Below are 19,339 nucleotides of genomic sequence, written 5' to 3' on the forward strand. Positions count from 1 at the left end.
GAATTTACCTGACTCCACGCTAATAAATGGCTGTACAAATATTCTACTAATCGATAAGTAGTATAGATTAAGGAACATACAATGACACGAAATGAAGGGCAAGCCTCGGTTATCTTAGATAATGTCTGTAAGCTGATCCAGAAAAAAGTTCACGCTGATAATGTGTTACTCGTTGAGAAATTCGCCAAAGCCTTGTACAGCAATATGTCTAAAGAGGATTTGGCTCATCGCAACGATAGTGACTTATATGGCGCTGCACTAAGCCTATGGAACTCGCTAGAAAAAAATAATTCTGATGACGCGGTTGTCCGTGTTTTCAATCCTGAAGTAGCAAAAGATGGCTGGCAGTCATCGCACACTATTGTTGAAATCATCGCGAAAGACATGCCTTTCCTAGTTGATTCTGTGCGCATGGCCATGACCCGCGCAAACATCGCTTCTCACTTATTACTTCACTCTCCGCTGAAAATCCAACGTGATAAAAACGCTAAAATCACCGGTATTTCAAGCTTAAAAGCTGAGCAAGAATCAACGTCGACAAAAACTGTGTTCTTTATCGAGATTGATCGTCAAACAGATGCAAAAGTCATTGAGTCTTTCAAAAAAGAACTTGAGAGTGTGTTAGTTGACGTATCTATTGCTGTAGAAGATTGGCAGCCAATTCGTGAAAAACTTATTGCGGTAACGAAAGACTTACCAAAACGCCATCATAATAATAACGAAAGCGAAGTTGCAGAAACGGTAGAATTTTTAGACTGGTTAGCAAAGGATAACTTTACGCTAATGGGTTACCGTGAGTATGAACTTTCGCCAGTGCAAGGTGATTACCAGTTAAAAGGTAAAAAGGGCACTAGCCTTGGTCTAATGAAAAACACAGACGAAGAGCATAGCCGTTTACTTTCAGAATTACCTGAAGTAGCTCGCCAAGAAGCACGTAGCAGCAATTTATTAATTTTAACGAAAACAAATTCAGTATCTCGTGTGCATCGCCCTGCGTATATCGACTATGTGGGTATTAAGCGTTTTGATGATGCGGGCAATGTAATTGGTGAAGACCGTTTCCTTGGTTTATTCTCATCAAGCTTTTATAACAACAGCGCCGCTGATGTACCTGTACTGAAAAGTAAGATTAACCGCATTATGGAAATGTGTGACTTTGCAAAAGGCACTCATGCATACAAAGCGGTATTAAATATTTTAGAAACGTATCCACGTGATGAACTTGTTCAAGCACGTGAAGCTGATCTACTTGAAGTTGCCATGGGCGTATTACAAGTACAAGAGCGTGATATGTGCCGTATTTTTGTGCGTAAAGACGCATATGGCCGTTTCTTCTCTTGCATGGTATATGTACCGCGTGAGCGCTATAACACGGCTCTTCGTCGTGAAACGCAACGTATCTTAGCCAATGCATTTAATTCTGACGAAAAAGTCGAATTTACTACTTTCTTCTCTGAGTCAACATTAGCCCGTACACATTACACGGTGCGTGTGACTGACAATAATATTGAATATAACGTGAAAGACATCGAAAACAACCTAATTGAAGCTGCCCGTACTTGGGAAGATAGACTCCAATCTGCACTACTTGAAAGTGCAGGTGAAGCACGCGGCAAAGAACTAAACCGTAAATATGCACAAGCGTTTGCAAGTGCGTATAAAGATCAGGTTTTACCAAGTGCTGCGGTTGTTGATATTGAAAAACTTGAACTTCTTACTGACGAAAACAAACTAGAAATGTTGTTTTACCGTCCACAAGAAGAAGCAAATACCAACGTTGTTCGTTTAAGCTTATTCCATAAAGATGAGCCAATCCACTTATCTGACGTAATGCCAATGTTAGAAAATTTTGGTTTACGCGTAGTGGGTGAAACACCTTACTCAGTTAAAACGACTGACGGTAAAGTTAATTGGATCATGGATTTCACCATGCTAATTGACAATAAGGGCATTGCTGATTTTGATAAAGTATCAGCACGTTTCCGTGCCGCACTGACTAATGTTTGGAATAACCGATTAGAAAACGATGGTTTCAACCGTTTAGTATTAATGGGTGGCTTAACAGGTCGTGAAGCGTCTATTCTTCGTGCATACGCTAAATACATGCGTCAGATTGGTGTAACTTTCTCGCAAACATACATCGAAAGCACGTTTGCCAATTACCCACATATTGCTTCGCAAATCGTTAACTTATTCACTAAAAAGTTCTCTGTTAAGAACCCAGGTAGTGAGAAGGCTCTTGAGAAGCTAGTTGCACAAGTAAATCTTGAACTAGAAAACGTAGCAAACCTGGATGATGACCGTATCATCCGTTTATACGTTGATATGATCAATGCAACCCTAAGAACGAACTTCTTCCAAAAAGAAGCGGATGGCCAATTTAAGTCTTACGTATCATTCAAGGTGCAACCTTCTATGATCCCAGAAATGCCATTACCACTTCCTGCGTTCGAGATCTTCGTATACTCGCCGCGCGTTGAAGGTGTGCATTTACGTGGTGGTAAAGTTGCTCGTGGTGGTTTACGTTGGTCAGACCGTCGTGAAGATTTCCGTACTGAAGTACTGGGTCTTGTTAAAGCGCAACAAGTTAAAAACACGGTTATCGTACCAGTTGGTTCTAAAGGCGGTTTCGTATGTAAACAGCTACCAACAGAGCGTGAAGCATTCTTCAAAGAAGGCCAAGAGTGTTACAAGATTTTCATCCGTGGTTTATTAGATATCACAGATAACATTGAACGTGGTGAAATTGTGCCACCAGTTGATGTTGTTCGTCATGATGAAGATGACCCGTATTTAGTTGTTGCTGCCGATAAGGGTACTGCGACTTTCTCTGATATCGCTAACGGCATCGCAAATGAATATAACTTCTGGCTAGGTGATGCATTTGCATCAGGTGGCTCAGTAGGTTACGACCACAAGAAAATGGGTATCACGGCAAAAGGTGCGTGGGAATCTGTTAAACGTCATTTCCGTGAAATGGATATTGACTGTCAAACAACTGATTTCACTGTTGTGGCAATCGGCGACATGGCGGGTGACGTATTTGGTAATGGTATGTTGCTTTCTAAGCACATTCGCTTACAAGTAGCGTTTAACCACATGCACATCTTTGTTGATCCAAACCCAGATGCAGCGACATCTTACCCAGAGCGTGAACGTTTATTTAATCTACCGCGTTCTTCTTGGGAAGATTACAACAAAGACCTTATTTCACAAGGTGGTGGTGTATTCTCTCGTGCGGCTAAATCAATTAGCTTAAGCCCAGAAATGAAGAAAATGCTCGGCACTAAGAAAGCGAGCATGACACCTAATGAGTTAATCAAAGCAGCTCTAATGATGGAGTTTGATTTACTTTGGAATGGTGGTATCGGTACTTACATCAAGCACTCTAAAGAGACTGATGCTGATGTTGGTGACCGCGCGAATGATGCACTTCGTATTAATGGTTCTGAGCTTGGTGCGAAGATCTTAGGCGAGGGCGGTAACTTAGGTGCAACACAATTAGGTCGAATCGAATTTGCTGCTAAAGGCGGTCGTGTTAACACTGACTTCATTGATAACGTGGGTGGTGTAGCATGTTCAGATAACGAAGTTAATATTAAGATTTTACTTAATGGTCTAGTTGCTGAAGGTGACTTAACGCGTAAGCAACGTGATGAGCTACTTTATTCAATGACAGATGAAGTATCTGAGTTAGTATTAAAAGATTGTTATCGTCAAACGCATACCTTATCGATTACTCAATCAAAAGGTACGTCGACGCTAAAAGAAAAAGTACGTTTCATCCACGCACTTGAAAAAGATGGCAAGTTAAACCGTGCAATCGAGTTTATTCCAACTGATGAAGAACTTGCAGAGCGCGCAGCAGCGGGTAAAGATTTAACTCGTCCAGAGCTATCTGTATTAGTTTCTTATGCGAAGATGGTACTTAAAGAATCTCTAGTGGTTGATGAAATCACTGAAAACCCATACTACCGTCAATTATTAGTTAAGTCTTTCCCAGTGCCACTTCGTGAGAAGTTCAACGATGCAATGGATAACCACCCACTTCGTAAAGAAATTATCGCAACTAAACTTGCGAATAATATCGTTAACGATATGGGCCTTAACTTTATGGTTCGTATGCAAGAAGAAACTGGTGCGAATGAAGCTGAAATCGCACTTTGCTACTCAATTGCAAAAGAAGTGTTCCAGATGCCAGAAACGTGGTCATCAATTGTTGCGCTTGATAATAAGATCCCAGCAGCTGTGCAAACAGAAATGCTATATCAGTTACGTCGTACGGTTCGTCGTGCAACACGTTGGTTCTTACGTCATCGCAATAAAGCACAAACGATTGAGCAAGCAATTGAATTCTTCGCACCAACATTTGCTGATTTAAGTGAAAACCTAAACAGCTATATGGTTGAAAAAGAGAGCGAGCGTCTAGTTAAAGCAGCTGACAAGTTAATTGACAGCAATGTACCAAAAGCACTAGCGACACGCATAGTTTCACTATCAAGCTTATTCTCTGTAATGGACTTAGCTGAAATTGCAAATAATTCAGAGCGTAGTATTGATATGGTTTCTAATACGTACTTCAAGTTGGGTGCACGTATGGGCCTTCATTGGTTCCTTGACCAAATCACTAACCAACCGGTTGCGAACCACTGGCAAGCACTTGCTCGTGCGTCATACCGTGAAGAGCTGGATTGGCAACAACGTACATTATCAGCTGTGGTACTTAATAGCTTTGCAGCAGATAGCAAAGACATTGATGCACAAATTGATGAGTGGATGGATAATCAAGATCTACTATTACAACGTTGGAAGCAGATGTTATCTGAGTTCAAAACATCGCAAAGCCACGATTTTGCGAAGTTCTCAGTGGCACTTCGTGAACTAATGTTGCTAAGCCACAACTGTGACACTTCCAAATAAGTGAAAAGTCGTTAAAATACATACCCCAGCTCGCTGGGGTATTTTTTTGCCCTTAATTTGCAATGGTCCGTTTTAAACGGCTACCTTGTTTATTTTACCTGAGGAACAAACCATGTTTTATGATCTAGCTCGCCGTTTTATGTTTACCCGTGATGCGGAGTGGGCTCATGAATTTGCACTTAATAATTTACGACGATTTGCTCATACGCCATTGAGTGCTGCGTGGTCTCAATCTGTCCCTAATAAACCTGTAAATTTTTTGGGGTTAGAATTTAAAAATCCGGTAGGTTTAGCAGCAGGCTTAGATAAAAATGCAGAGTGTATTGATGCATTTTCGCAAATGGGCTTTGGTTTTGTTGAAGTAGGTACTGTTACCCCACGTCCTCAAGCTGGTAACGATAAACCACGTATTTTTCGTCTACCTGAATCAAATGCGATTATTAATCGCATGGGTTTTAACAACAAGGGTGTTGATAACCTAGTTAACAATGTTAAAGCGGCGAAATATGACGGAATTTTAGGTATCAATATTGGTAAAAATAAAGATACACCAAACGAGCAGGGTAAAGATGATTACATCCACTGTATGCGTAAAGTGTTCGAACATGCATCATACATTACGGTAAATATCTCTTCACCGAATACACCTGGTCTACGCGACTTGCAATACGGTGAAGCGCTGGATGATTTACTACAAAGCTTAAAGAACGAACAACTTGATTTAGTTGCAAAGCATAACAAACAAGTACCTATGCTGGTTAAGATCGCCCCAGATCTTGATGAAGTACAAATTGCTCAAGTAAGTGAATCATTGATCAACAATAAGATCGATGGCGTTATTGCCACGAACACCACTCTTGAGCGCGCTTTGGTGCAAGGACAACAATACGCAAATGAAGCGGGTGGTTTATCTGGGCAACCAGTTCGTCAGCGCTCAACCCACGTGGTTAGCGAGCTTAAGCGCTTAACCGAAGGTAAACTACCGATTATCGGTGTGGGTGGTATCGACGATGCGGAGTCGGCAAAAGAAAAATTTGCAGCAGGTGCAGACCTAGTTCAAGTTTACACTGGTTTTATTTATAAAGGTCCGGAATTGGTAAAAACGATCCTAAATGGCTTATAAGGATCAGTTATCTAAGCAATTGATCATTAATAAAATGTTCTAAAAAATCATTTTATTAATGGTCTGCTTTAGTTATAATTTATGATTAAGCGCACAGTATTTATTCTTTAGGGAGGAGACATGTTACAAGCATCTAAGCAATGGAAATGGCTTGCTTGTGCGAAAAACAATCGTCTTTTGGTTGATCTTGACCAAGATATGCAACTGTGCACGCCTTATAAACTTCGCCAACTTACCGATGCTGTGCTAAAAGAACCAAATTTTAGCCTTGAAGATGCTGCTTTTTATCAGCAAGTTTATCAATACCTCGAAACTTTCTCATTATGGAATCCTGCAGAGCTTTGCCAAATTGCTCTTAATGCCACAGCGGTAAAATTTCATTTAAAGCCAGTACTTGCAAAAAGTTGGTTTTTTCATGAGTATCACGGCAGCCAACCAAGTGTTGAAGCTGTAGTGAAGTTGTGCTCACAAGCACAAGAGGGTGAGTTTTTAATTGTCGACCATTCAAGTGAAGCCTCAGTGTGTATTAACTTAAGTCAACATTTTCAATTAGACGAAAATCTATCACTTGAGCAGTTTGAGGCCATTAAGGTTTTAAATAACCGTATCCATCCTGTTTATATTCAACAAAAACAGTTTAAATCTGCCTAATATCCCTGCAAATGTTGGCGTTTTTGTTCGCCAAGCTATGCTATAATCCTGCGCAATTAGCATTTAAGGGTTTTTACTTTGCAATTTATCGCACTTACTTCTATCGGAATAGAAAATTTACTTGTTGATGAGCTTACAGCACTCGGTGCAGAAGTCTCAAAACAAACCGTGGGCTCTGTACGTTTTGAAGCTGATAGCTTATTAGCACAAAAGATTTGTTTATCGAGTCGCTTTGCCACTCGTATCATGATGCTGATAGAAGAAAAAGAAGGCGTAAAAGACAAAGACAGCCTTTATCAATTTGCACGCTTGCAGCCTTGGCAAGAATGGTTTGGTCCTAAACAAACCTTTGCTGTTGATTTTAGCGGTACTAATAACGACTTAAAAAATACGCAATTTTCAGGTCTCGTTGTTAAAGATGCGATTGTCGATTATTTTGCGGATTTATTCGAGCAGCGCCCAGATGTTGATAAATACAACGCCAATGTTCGTGTTGTAGCTAGATTGAACCGCCAAGGGGTCGCGCTTTATATCGATTATTCTGGCCCTCGTTTATCTGAACGTGGTTATCGTCAAGATCAAGGCAAGGCTCCAATTAAAGAGCATTTAGCTGCAGCTCTTGTAAAACGTAGTGGCTGGCTTGAAAACGTACAGCAACCTTTGTTCGACCCATGTTGTGGTTCTGGTACCATTTTAATTGAAGCAGCCAGCATGGCACGCAATGAAGCACCGGGGTTATTCCGTGAAGGTTTCGCGTTCGAGCGCTTGCCAAGTTTTCGTATTCAAAAATATAAAGAGTTAAAAGCTGAATTAACTGCTCAAATTACAGATCCAAAGTTATGGCTTATTGGCCATGATATTGATGGCGGTGTGATTGCAAAAGCTCAGGAAAACGCCGAGCGAGCAGACCTTGGTAATGTGATTAAATTTAAACAAAGCGATGCGACTAAGTTAACCTCTGTAGCGAAATTACCAGGAGTGGTGATTTCAAATTTACCTTATGGTGAGCGCTTAGGTTCAATGGCTGAGCTGGTTAACTTACACCGTAGTTTAGGTGTGGGCTTTAAAAAGCACTTTAACCATTGGAAGCTTGCTTTATTAGGCACAGACGAAAGCCTATTTAAATTATTAAAACTTGTTAAATTAAAACGCTATAAGTTCAAAAATGGCCCGTTAGATGTTGTTTTAAATCTATACCAACTAGACGATAAACAAGTAGAGCTAAGCAAAGAAGACAAACCTGCACTTAATTTTGAAGGCTCAACGGCATTTGCAAACCGCTTAAAGAAAAACAAGCAAAACTTAAAGAACTGGTTAAAACAAAATGAAGTGAGCTGTTATCGCGTTTATGATGCTGATATTCCAGAATATAACGTAGCTGTTGATGTTTATGATGACTCAGCTGTTATTTTTGAATATGCTGCACCGAAAGAAATTGATGATAATACGGCACAAAAACGCTTACAGGATGTCATAAGCCTGACTGCTGAACAGTTAGCAATTGCACCTGAAAATATCGCAGTTAAAGTGCGTAAAAAACAAAAAGGTGAAGAGCAATACACTAAAGTATCAAAACAAAATCGCACTCAAGTCGTCGAAGAGTTTGGAGCTAAATTTAAAGTTAACCTTTTTGATTATTTAGATACTGGCTTATTTTTAGATCATCGTTTGGCACGCCGATATATTCAACAAAATTCGCAAGGCAAACGTTTCTTAAACTTGTTTGCTTATACTGGCAGTGCATCTGTGCATGCGGCAGTAGGTGGTGCTAAAGCTATCACCACCGTTGATATGTCAAAAACTTACTTAAAGTGGGCGCAAGAGAACTTTGCGTTGAATGACCTAAGTAATACTCGCTATCGTTTTGAACAAGCTGACTGCTTGAAATGGCTTGAATATGCTCAAGGTCAATATGATTTAATCTTCTTAGACCCACCGACTTTCTCAAATTCAAAACGTATGAAAGATGCATTTGATGTACAACGCGATCACATTAAATTACTTACGTGGGTTAAGAAAATCTTAAGCCCGAACGGTACGCTTATTTTCTCAAATAATAAGCGTGGCTTTAGCATGGATGAAGTAGGGCTAATGGGTCTGGGTTTAAAAGCAGAAAACATTTCTGATAAGACTCTATCACCGGACTTTAAGCGTAATAAGCAAATCCATAATAGTTGGCTTATTACCCATGGCTAATTTTACCCTGTACCACACTGATGGCTGTCATCTGTGTGAAATGGCCGATGAATTATTAATTGCTGCAAACGCTTCGTTTGTAGCAAAAGACATTATGGACAGTGAACAGCTGATTGCTCTATACCAAACCAGTATTCCGGTTGTTGAAGCTCATCAAGGTGAGAAATTATGCTGGCCTTTTGATGCTGAGCAGTTAGCGCAATTTATTGCTGATAATAAAGAATAAGAGTAGTAATCACGATGGATTTAATCAGAATAGCCAAAGCGCAACTCGCTTATGGTACACATCCGCTACTAGATGATGCCGATGCCGTTATTGAGTCAGGTGAGCGTGTATGTATCGTTGGTCGTAACGGTGCAGGAAAATCAACACTACTAAAAGTACTTGATGGCCAAGTGACATTGGATGATGGCGAAATCAACCAATTAGGCGGTATTCGTATTTCTCGTCTAGAGCAAGATCCCCCCAAAGGGGCAGCAGGTTCAGTATTTGATTATGTTGCTCAAGGCATGCCAGATATTGCTAACTTACTGATAGAATATCACCACGTTAGTAATCAAATGCAAACAGACTATAACGATAAATTGCTGAACAAATTAGAGCGTTTATCTAATGAATTGGAAACAGTTGATGGCTGGCGTTTTGATACCCGTATTCAATTAGTTTTATCTCGCTTAGAGCTGGAGCCAGAGGCCAAACTTGAATCATTATCGGGTGGTTGGCTACGTAAAGTTGCTCTAGCAAGGGCTTTGGTTAGTGAACCCGACTTACTGTTACTTGATGAGCCAACTAACCACTTAGATATGAGTAGTGTTATTTGGCTTGAGCAGTTTTTAAAAGAGTTTAAAGGCGGTATCGTTTTTATATCTCACGATCGTGCGTTTATACGTGCAGTTGCTACTCGTATTCTCGATTTAGACCGTGGTAAGCTTGTTTCATATCCTGGTGATTACGCAACTTATCTTGAGCAAAAAGCGCATGATTTAAAAGTAGAAGAAACACAGAATGCACTGTTTGATAAACGTTTAGCTGAAGAAGAAACGTGGATCCGTCAAGGCATTAAAGCACGTAGAACACGTAATGAAGGGCGAGTACGCGCACTAAAAGAATTACGTAAAGAGCGTAAGCAACGTGTAGATCAAGTTGGTAAAACTGATTTCAACATTGAAACTGCTGATCGTTCTGGTAAGTTGGTGTTTGAAGCTAAAAACATTTGTCATGCATTTAAAGATAAAGTGATTGCGAAAGATTTCTCGACGCTTGTTATGCGGGGCGACCGAGTTGGTCTTGTGGGACCAAACGGTATAGGTAAAACAACGCTGCTGAAAATTTTATTTGGTGACTTAGTTCCAGATAGCGGCAGTGTTAAACAAGGTGTTAATTTAGAATTTGCCTACTTTGACCAATACCGCCAAAAGCTCGATGAAGAAGCTACAGTGCAAGACAACGTTGCTGAAGGCAAGCAAGAAGTGATGATGGGCGGTCGTTCTCGTCATGTGTTAGGTTACTTACAAGACTTCCTATTTCCTCCGGCACGTGCTCGTACGCCTGTAAAAGCACTTTCTGGTGGTGAAAAGAATCGCTTATTGTTAGCAAAGCTATTTTTAAAGCCATCTAACATTATTGTACTCGATGAGCCAACCAATGACCTTGATATCGAAACGTTAGAGCTCCTTGAGGAGATTATTAACCAATACCAAGGCACCGTATTGATAGTTAGCCATGACCGTGAATTTATTGATAATACCTGTAACTCTGTATGGGCCTTTGAGGGGAACGGCAAGATCACAGACATTGTTGGCGGTTACAGCGACTATGAAGCATACGCCGCTCATTTAGCTGAGCAAGAAAAACAACAACAGCAACAAATTAAGCAAGAAAAGCCAGCCGTTGTTAGCCAAGATAATACACCAAAGAAAAGTAATAAACTCTCTTACAAATTAAAACTTGAATTAGAAGAATTACCCAGTAAAGTGGAACAACTTGAAAAAGCGTTAGACGCTCAGCAAGTTGTGGTTAATGACCCTGACTTTTTTAAGCAAGATGCTGCAATTACAACAGAAGCATTGAACCATTTAGCCGAGTTAGAGTCTGAGCTTGAAGCCGCTTTTGAGCGCTGGGAAGAACTCGAAGATTTAAAGAATCAGTAGTAAGGATTAAAATGAAATACAAATTACTCGCTGCCAGTATTTTAGCCACCCTAAGTACCTCAGCGATGAGCGCAACCTATAAATTAGAAGAATTAGGTGGAATCGAGGGCGCGAAGTTTAACTACATTACAGATGTTAGTGAAAATGGACACATTATTGGTTTAGCAAATGGTCTTTACAAGTTACCAGTAGATATCTCTTATATCGATTTTACGGATTCGTTGATCAAAGACGCCTATGATACCGCTAAAAAACAATTTGAATTAATTGATAAAGAAATCACATTTACGTTAGATGACATTGAGAACAACGATGCAGTGAATACTAACGCTGATGCTCATGCATTCATGGTTAGTTTTTTAACTGGACGTGCAACTGACTCAGAATACCAAAAGCTATCAAGTGCAATCGCAACACGTTACACCGCAGAAGGTTCGACAGAGCAAGTTTTATTTGATGAGCAGTCAGTTGATTTTGATGGTTTAACTCGCTCGACTTCTAACTTACTTAATGCTGTAACAGATGATGGTGTGATGGTAGGTTGGGGTAGTGCACCCTATGAGAAAACATCGTTTACTCAAACAGATGAAGACGAAGAAGAAACGCATTTCTTAAGAGATTTTATCAGTCGTGCCATCGTAATCTCAGCCGATGGTGTAAAAGTTGAACTTGCCCCTGAATTTGATGATTTTGGTGGTGTTAGTTCGGCGAATGATATTGTCAAGAGTGCCAATGGTTACGAAGTTGTAGGTACAGTATCAACGAACATTGCTGCTGACCCTTTAAAAGATATTGAAGATAAATGCGATAACGAAGATGAACCTGTTTCTGATTGTGTGGAATCATATAATCGTCAATATAAAACAGGTATCTATAATAAACAGGCTGTGAAGTGGACGTTAGATAGCAATTTAAACATTACTAACACTGAGATGCTTGGTTTAGGCTTAACACCGAAAGATGACGAAGATTTCGCTTTTCGTAGCAACGCAATTGCGATCAATGAAAGTGGCTTAATCGTCGGTACTTCTGATGTTCGATACAAAGGCAGAGATACGCGAATTACAATGCCTGTTATCTTCGAAAATGGTGAAGTAAAAGAGTTTATTGATCAAGAAGATGATTGGATCTCAGGTCAGCCTTTAGCTGTTAACAACGATGACGTTGTAGTTGGTTATGCAAGTAAACGTATTGACGGCACAAACCGAACAAAATTCTTTTACTATGACAAGAAAAGCGACAGTGTTGTTTTCCCAACGGATTACTTCTCGAGCTCTAGCTCATTAGCAAACGATATCAATGATAATGGTATTGTAGTTGGTGAAGGCGAGACAGATATCTACAATACGTCAACTCGTCGTCGTGAAGGTTTCATGTACACCATTGGTGAAGATAAAATTGTTAACTTAAACGATTTATTACCGTGTTTCGAAGAAGATGGTGAGACTCGTTTTAAATATACGGTTGCTGAAGCAAAGGCAATTAACAACAATAACGAAATCTTCGGTGTTGCGACTAAAACAGTTGAAAAGACAGATTCATTTGGCAATGTTGTTGTAGATATTAACGGCAATACCGAATACGAAAGTGTTGCAGTTGCTGTTAAGTTAACTCCAATTGATGGCAATGTTGAAGAGTGTCAAGCTGAAGAGGTTGAGCAATACGAGCGTCAATCAGCAAGCTTCCCTTGGTATGCATTACTGCTATTACCATTTGCAGCAGCACGTCGTATATTTAGAAAATAAAAACTTGGTATAAAGTAAATTACTTTCAAACCTAAATAAAAAACCCAGCTTAAAGCTGGGTTTTTTGTCTATACTGAAACCAGTTATTTTTTATGGCGATGTATCCACGCTTTACGAACAGAGCGTTTCCAAAGCATGTCGGTAGCAAAATAGCCTATGATTGCAGCAGCTGTTGCACAAATGAGTGAACCGACTAAAAAGGCTGGGCCAATTGTTGTTAGACTATCTATAAACCATTGCCAGCTTGGTTCAAATTGGAAGTGCTGCTGTGGTTGAGCAAGTGCAATAGTGCCAACAATATATGAACAATAGAAAATAGGAGGCATGGTCAGTGGGTTAGTGATCCACACTGTTGCAACAGAAATCGGTAAATTCACTCGAAATGGAATAGCCAGGGCGGCTGCAAGAACCATTTGAAAAGGAACAGGGATGAACGCAAAAAATAAACCAACCGCAAATGCACCGCGTGCTGAGCGTCTATTTAAGTGCCATAAATTGGCATCATGCAATAAACGACCAAAAATTCTTAAATACTTGTGTTCTCTTACCTTGTTATGATCAGGTAAAAAGCGTTGGATCGTTTTTTTAGCCATTTAAAGCAACCATTTACATCTATTTGGTTATGCAGCGGCTTTGTCATAGGCTGTTTTTTCACCCTATATACATTTAGCACTGCGGCGTTTTATATAATGAGTTTTGCTGTATTGCTAGCAGGTGCCTATTTTAAGCCTTTTTTAACTCTATTGTCAGGGTTTATTTGCGCTATTTTAGTAGTGATTTTTCATTACTTCATTTTTTACTCAACCTCTGACTGTCAAATCGATTATCAACAAAGGCGATTAGTTCGATTTGAGGTGGTTGAAACATACAGTGAAAAAAGCCCTTACTATCTAAAAGCCAATTTAAAAAGTATTGAATCTTGTCCTGCTACGATTAGACCAACTCCTTTTGCGATGCTAAGTATTCCATCAGATAAACCCGTTGTTTCAGGTGATGAAATAAGTGCATCCCTAAAACTTAAGCGTTATCGTTCTGTTAAGAATTTCTATAGTTTTGATAGAGAAAGGCAAGCGCTACTCGAGCGAATATTTTATAAAGGTCGAAGCGTAGGAGAAATAACTTATCTAGATCATCATACCAATACGAGTTTACGTGATAGATACCTAAAATACATAGATAAAATTACAGCAAATAGCCGATTACAGTGGCTCTATTATGCGCTTTTAACTGGCGATAAAAGCAAAATAAGCTACGAAGATAATAATCAATTGCGTGAATTAGGTTTAAGTCATTTGCTTGCTATTTCAGGACTTCATATCGGACTTATATATGCAGTAGGGTTTTTTAGCTCGAAGTGGTTGCTAAGAGTCAGTCATTTGCCTATTCGGCAATCATTCCAACTGAATAATATTTTTGCTTTATTTGGATTTAGTTGTTCATTTATTTATGTCTACCTCAGCGGTTTCATTGTCTCTGCCAGTCGTGCACTTGTAATGCTTGGGTGTTATTTGGTTATTTATAATTTGGGTAAAAATCCGCTGCGTTGGCGCTCAATTCTTTATGCTTTATGTATCGTATTGTTGATAGATCCATTTGCAATGTTGAACCCTGGACTCTATTTTAGTTTTATAGCGGTAACAATAATATTTTTATTAACTAGAAATACACTAGATGTAAGACTTGGATTTTTAAACAGGTTTGTTCAACTCTTCCAGATTCAGTGTGCTTTGTTTATCGGGTTACTTCCCTTATCTCTTTATTTTTTCAATGGCACGAGCATTATCGGCTTATTGATAAATCTTATTGCCGTGCCTTTAGTCGGTTTACTGATATTACCACTGCTGATTTTTTATAGCTTGTTTTCGAGTCTATTCGATATTACAAGTTTATTGTCTTTAGTAGACAGTGTACTGTATTTGAGTTATCAATTGTTGCTCTCTATTCCCCATGATTGGCGCTGGTTTCCATTCAGCGAGTTTGATTTTTCATTATTAGTCATTAGTTACAGCACATTGCTTATTTTGTTATTTTGTCCAAACAAGTACGTTTGTTTAATACCCATTTGTATTTATGCCGTTGATTTCAAGTTACAGCCCAAAGCTCAATTTCAGTTAGACGTGTTTGATGTGGGGCATGGTTTAATGGTGATGGTGAGTGCCAATAACAAAGCCATTATCTATGATTTAGGGCCTCAGTATTTTGGCCGTTACGATTATATTCGCCGAGTATTACTTCAAAGCATTCGTAAACAACAACTCTCTGTTGTTGCAACCGTGATCAGTCATTTAGATAACGACCATTCTGGCGGCTTAGCTAGTTGGCAATTAGCAGGCTATGCAGAGACTTTAAGCATCTTCCATCCTAAAGGGCTTGAAGAGTCGTGTAAAACAAACAGTCTCACACTTGAAGGGGTCAAAATTAATAGTTTTCATGCCGACGACAGTAGAGATAATCGAAACGATCTGTCATGTTTATTAAAAATAACGCGTTTAAACTATTCAGTGTTACTTACGGGCGATATTTCGACAGCTGCGGAAACCAAGCTTATTGAAAATGGTGTCGACCTGCAATCGACTGTTTTATTGAGCCCACACCATGGTAGTAATACCTCTTCAAGTAATAGATTTATAAATGCTGTAGAACCTGAAGTGGTTATCCATTCATCTGCTTACCAAGGACAATGGTTATTTCCTCACCCAGATGTTGTAAAACGATACAATGAGCACCATATACGACAGTTCTCAACTGCAGAACTTGGCCATATTCGTATAAAATTCTATGAAGATAATTATCGTATAGAGTTTGCGCGCGAGCAGGAAAGTTATTGGTTCGAACAAGATTGACGTTTTGTTTTTACCCCCTTAAGGCTACAATAGTCAAAGTCTATGAATAAGAGAGTGTTATGGATCAAACTACATCCCAAATCTACAAGCGATTAATCAGTTATGTGGGTGATTATAAGTTAATCGCGTTTTTCGCCATTGTGGGCATGATTGGTTATTCTGCCATGGATGCATTGTTTATCAATTTAATGAAACCGTTCATTGATGATGGTTTAAATGACCGTAACACGGATGTTTTAACTTACGCTCCCTTTGTTGTAATTGCATTGGTATTAGGTCGAGGCATGTTTAACTACATGTCGTCTTACTGTTTAAGCTATGTGGGCTCTCAAGTTGTGAGAACCCTGCGCCAGCAATTATTTGAACATATTTTACATCTGCCAGTTTCTTTTCATGATAAAAATTCGAACGGTGATTTAATATCTAAAATCACCTTTGATACCGAGCAAGTTCAACAAGCCATTACTAAAGCCTTATTAATTGTTGTTAGAGAAGGGGCGTTTGTCGTCTTTTTACTTTTCAATATGTTTTATACCAGTTGGAAGCTTTCACTGATATTTTTAGTCATTATTCCGCTGGTGGCTGTTATTGTCGCATTTGTATCAAAACGATTTCGTATGATTTCGAAAAAAATCCAGTCTGCAATGGGTCAAGTCACTCGCAGCTCAGAACAAATGCTATCTGGTCATAAAGTTATTCATGGTTTTGGTGGTCAGCAGCAAGAAATCTCACAGTTTTCTGCAATCAACAATCATAACCGTCAGCAGCGCATTAAAATGGACGCGACCAAAGCATTAAGTGTCTCCGTAATCCAAATATTAGCTGCAAGCGCGATGGCGGTTATTCTATGGGTCGTGTCTATGCCGTCAATGATTGATACCATCAGTTCTGGCGACTTCGTATTACTTATTTCATCAATGATGATGTTGTTACGTCCACTTAAGCAACTATCAAACGTAAATAGTGACTTACAACGTGGTATTTCAGCAGCGCAAAGTATCTTTTTAGTACTTGATGAAGAAGTAGAAAAAGACACTGGCAGTTACAGCGTTGATAAAGTAACAGGTAAAATTGAAGTAAACAATGTGACCTTTAAATACCCAACTAAAGATGAGCCTGTATTAAAGAATTTATCACTTTCGATTAATGCTGGCGAAAGTATTGCTTTAGTGGGTCGTTCAGGCTCAGGTAAATCGACCATTTCGAATTTATTACCACGTTATTATGAGCTTGAAGGTGACAGTGAAATTTTGCTTGATGGTGTCAACATCGCTGATTACAAACTGACAGACCTACGTAAGCAATTTGCACTGGTTTCACAGCAAGTGGTTTTATTTAACGACACTATTACGAATAATATTTGTTATGGACTCGAGCGCGAATTAACAAACGATGAGTTAATGGCAGTTGCTAAGCAAGCCCATGTCTGGGAGTTCGTTAAAGATTTACCTGATGGTTTAAATACCATGGTAGGTGAAAACGGCGTAATGTTATCAGGCGGCCAACGTCAGCGAATTGCAATCGCGCGTGCAATTTTAAAAGATGCTCCTATTTTAATTCTTGATGAGGCTACATCTGCTCTCGATACAGAGTCTGAAAAACTGATTCAGCAAGCACTTGATAGCTTAATGAAAGAAAAAACATCGATTGTGATAGCACACCGTTTATCAACAATAGAAAACAGTGATTGTATTTATGTAATCGACCATGGTCAGGTTATCGAAAAGGGCACGCATAGCGAGCTGCTTGAAAAAGATGGCACCTATTCCGCTTTATGTAAAATGCAGTTTGGTGAGCAGTAGTGAGTGTTATTGAAAAAAGCTGGTATAAAAAGCCAGGTTTACTCAGTGTTTTGTTGTTTCCTTTGAGTGCGCTTTTTTGGCTTATCTCTACACTTCGTGCCTTGCTTTATAAGCTTAATATACTTAAGGCTTTTAAAGCGCGTGTTCCTATAATAGTCGTCGGCAACATTAGTGTCGGTGGCAATGGCAAAACGCCATTTGTTATTTGGCTTGCTGAATACTTACAACAGCAAGGTTTAAAAGTGGCAGTGATCAGCCGTGGCTATGGTGGTCAGTCTGATTCGTATCCGTTGTTAGTGACTGATGAAACAACTACAACACAAGCAGGTGACGAACCTGTGCTTATTAAACGACGCTTAGGCTGTGTTGTTATGGTAGGACCGGATCGACAAGCTAGCATTAAAAAATTAGAACAACATGATATCGATGTCATCATTTCTGATGACGGAATGCAGCATTATAAAATGGCGCGTGATATTGAGTGTTGTATTGTTGATAGTGAACGTCAATTTGGTAACGGACTGCTCATGCCAGCAGGTCCGCTTCGCGAAACAAAAGCGCGTTTAAAATCGGTTGATCTAGTAATTGAAAATGGTGGCGACGCACAGAGCCGCTATGATTTAACGTGTAGTCCGTTTAGAGCCGTTAGCAATGCAGAACCGATCGGTTCAGTACAAGATAAAGGCCATGCCGTAAGTGCTATTGGTAACCCAAAACGCTTTGAAATGAGTTTAAAGCAGCAGGGTATTAGCTTGTTATCTACCCATCATTTTCGTGATCATTATGCTTATCAAGCAAGTGATTTTAGCGATTTTGCAGATGACGCTGTGTTTATGACAGAAAAAGATGCAGTTAAATGCTTTAGTTTTGCAAAGCCTAATTGGTATTATTTACCTGTTGATGCAAAACCGACACCGGCAGTTATCGAAAAACTTAATTTATTATTAAAACAAAAAGGGATCCTCAATGGCCTTTGATACAAAATTACTTGAAATTATCGCTTGCCCAGTGTGCAAAGGTAAATTACGTCTTGATAAAGAGAATCAAGAGCTTATTAGCACTGCTGCGAAACTTGCGTATCCAATCAAAGATGATATTCCGGTGCTACTAGAAAATGAAGCTCGTGAATTAAGCCAAGAAGAGGTTGATAAGTGGAATTCGTAGTCGTCATTCCAGCACGCTACGCATCGACGCGTTTACCTGGTAAACCACTTGCTGATATATGTGGCAAGCCTATGATCCAACACGTTTATGAAAAAGCGGTTGCTTCCGGTGCATCAAAAGTCTATATCGCGACTGACCATCAAATAGTGTTTGATGCAGTTAAAGAGTTTACCAGTAATGTACTGATGACACGTGAAGATCACCAATCGGGCACTGAGCGTTTAGCTGAGGTCGTTGAACAATTAGAGCTAGAGAGTGACACCATTGTAGTGAACGTACAAGGTGATGAGCCTTTATTAGCAAGTGAAAACGTATCTCAAGTTGCTAAGCTTCTTGCTGATTCGGATGCACCTATGGCTACATTAAGTACAAGTATCGATGAGATTGAAGATATTTTTAATCCTAATTGTGTAAAAGTCATTAGCGATGTGGATAACAACGCCCTGTATTTTTCTCGATCGCCAATTCCCTATCACCGTGATGCGATGATGAAAAATGATCACTCTCAATTAAATTTAGCTGATTTTGCTCGTCACATTGGTCTTTATGCCTATCGCGCAGGCTTCATCAAAGATTATATTGAGTTGCCGCAAACGCGTTTAGAGCTACTAGAGTCTTTAGAACAGTTACGTGTACTTTACCATGGTCACAAGATTAAAATCGCTAAGGCAAAATGCGCTCCACAAGCAGGCGTTGATACCCCTGAAGATTTGGCTCGCGTCATAGCTGTGCTTGGCAATTAAA

At 39.5% G+C, this 19,339-nt stretch carries 13 protein-coding genes; 12 read left to right on the forward strand and 1 reads right to left on the reverse strand.

Features of this window, described 5'->3' with window-relative positions; translation table 11 throughout:
* Positions 1–81: 81 nt before the first annotated feature.
* From HCZ11_RS02920 to HCZ11_RS02950, 7 genes are all read left to right on the forward strand, one after another.
* On the forward strand, positions 82–4,920 hold the full coding sequence (locus tag HCZ11_RS02920; protein ID WP_130051400.1) for an NAD-glutamate dehydrogenase: 4,839 nt from the start codon (positions 82–84) through the stop codon (positions 4,918–4,920).
* Between the two features lie 112 nt (positions 4,921–5,032).
* On the forward strand, positions 5,033–6,043 hold the full coding sequence (gene pyrD, locus HCZ11_RS02925; RefSeq protein ID WP_167657595.1) for a quinone-dependent dihydroorotate dehydrogenase: 1,011 nt from the start codon (positions 5,033–5,035) through the stop codon (positions 6,041–6,043).
* A 120-nt stretch (positions 6,044–6,163) separates the two neighbouring features.
* Positions 6,164–6,694: a cell division protein ZapC domain-containing protein gene (locus HCZ11_RS02930; protein ID WP_130051402.1), complete on the forward strand. Its 531-nt coding sequence runs from the start codon at positions 6,164–6,166 to the stop codon at positions 6,692–6,694.
* 78 nt (positions 6,695–6,772) lie between these two features.
* On the forward strand, positions 6,773–8,890 hold the full coding sequence (gene rlmKL / locus HCZ11_RS02935) for a bifunctional 23S rRNA (guanine(2069)-N(7))-methyltransferase RlmK/23S rRNA (guanine(2445)-N(2))-methyltransferase RlmL (protein ID WP_130051403.1): 2,118 nt from the start codon (positions 6,773–6,775) through the stop codon (positions 8,888–8,890).
* Positions 8,883–9,116: a glutaredoxin family protein gene (locus tag HCZ11_RS02940; protein WP_167657596.1), complete on the forward strand. Its 234-nt coding sequence runs from the start codon at positions 8,883–8,885 to the stop codon at positions 9,114–9,116. Before rlmKL ends, HCZ11_RS02940 begins: the two co-directional genes overlap by 8 nt.
* Positions 9,117–9,130: 14 nt before the next feature.
* Complete coding sequence (locus HCZ11_RS02945; RefSeq protein ID WP_130051405.1) at positions 9,131–11,041, forward strand: ABC transporter ATP-binding protein; 1,911 nt, start codon at positions 9,131–9,133, stop codon at positions 11,039–11,041.
* An 11-nt stretch (positions 11,042–11,052) separates the two neighbouring features.
* Entirely contained in the window at positions 11,053–12,786 is a 1,734-nt protein-coding gene (locus HCZ11_RS02950) for a DUF3466 family protein (protein ID WP_167657597.1), read from the forward strand.
* An 83-nt stretch (positions 12,787–12,869) separates the two neighbouring features.
* Here HCZ11_RS02950 and HCZ11_RS02955 read toward each other — a convergent pair whose 3' ends face one another.
* The gene (locus HCZ11_RS02955) at positions 12,870–13,379 is read right to left on the reverse strand and encodes a DUF2062 domain-containing protein (protein ID WP_130051407.1); all 510 of its coding nucleotides are present in this window, start codon (positions 13,377–13,379) and stop codon (positions 12,870–12,872) included.
* Positions 13,380–13,475: 96 nt separating this feature from the next.
* Between HCZ11_RS02955 and HCZ11_RS02960 the strand changes: the two genes are divergently transcribed.
* The 5 genes from HCZ11_RS02960 to kdsB are packed head-to-tail and all read left to right on the forward strand — an operon-like array spanning position 13,476 to position 19,338.
* Positions 13,476–15,629, forward strand: coding sequence for a DNA internalization-related competence protein ComEC/Rec2 (locus HCZ11_RS02960; protein WP_368484041.1), 2,154 nt, complete (start codon positions 13,476–13,478; stop codon positions 15,627–15,629).
* 59 nt (positions 15,630–15,688) lie between these two features.
* Positions 15,689–17,431, forward strand: coding sequence for a lipid A export permease/ATP-binding protein MsbA (msbA, locus tag HCZ11_RS02965; RefSeq protein WP_130051409.1), 1,743 nt, complete (start codon positions 15,689–15,691; stop codon positions 17,429–17,431).
* Complete coding sequence (lpxK, locus tag HCZ11_RS02970; protein ID WP_167657598.1) at positions 17,431–18,408, forward strand: tetraacyldisaccharide 4'-kinase; 978 nt, start codon at positions 17,431–17,433, stop codon at positions 18,406–18,408. The genes msbA and lpxK overlap by 1 nt, the downstream gene beginning before the upstream one ends.
* Positions 18,398–18,595 carry a Trm112 family protein gene (locus tag HCZ11_RS02975; protein WP_036968654.1) on the forward strand — a complete coding sequence of 66 codons (198 nt, stop codon included), beginning with the start codon at positions 18,398–18,400 and terminating at the stop codon, positions 18,593–18,595. The genes lpxK and HCZ11_RS02975 overlap by 11 nt, the downstream gene beginning before the upstream one ends.
* On the forward strand, positions 18,583–19,338 hold the full coding sequence (gene kdsB, locus HCZ11_RS02980; RefSeq protein WP_130051411.1) for a 3-deoxy-manno-octulosonate cytidylyltransferase: 756 nt from the start codon (positions 18,583–18,585) through the stop codon (positions 19,336–19,338). Before HCZ11_RS02975 ends, kdsB begins: the two co-directional genes overlap by 13 nt.
* Position 19,339 lies beyond the last annotated feature (1 nt).

This window comes from Pseudoalteromonas sp. HF66 (genome assembly GCF_011806445.1).
GTDB classification, from domain to species: domain Bacteria; phylum Pseudomonadota; class Gammaproteobacteria; order Enterobacterales; family Alteromonadaceae; genus Pseudoalteromonas; species Pseudoalteromonas apostichopi.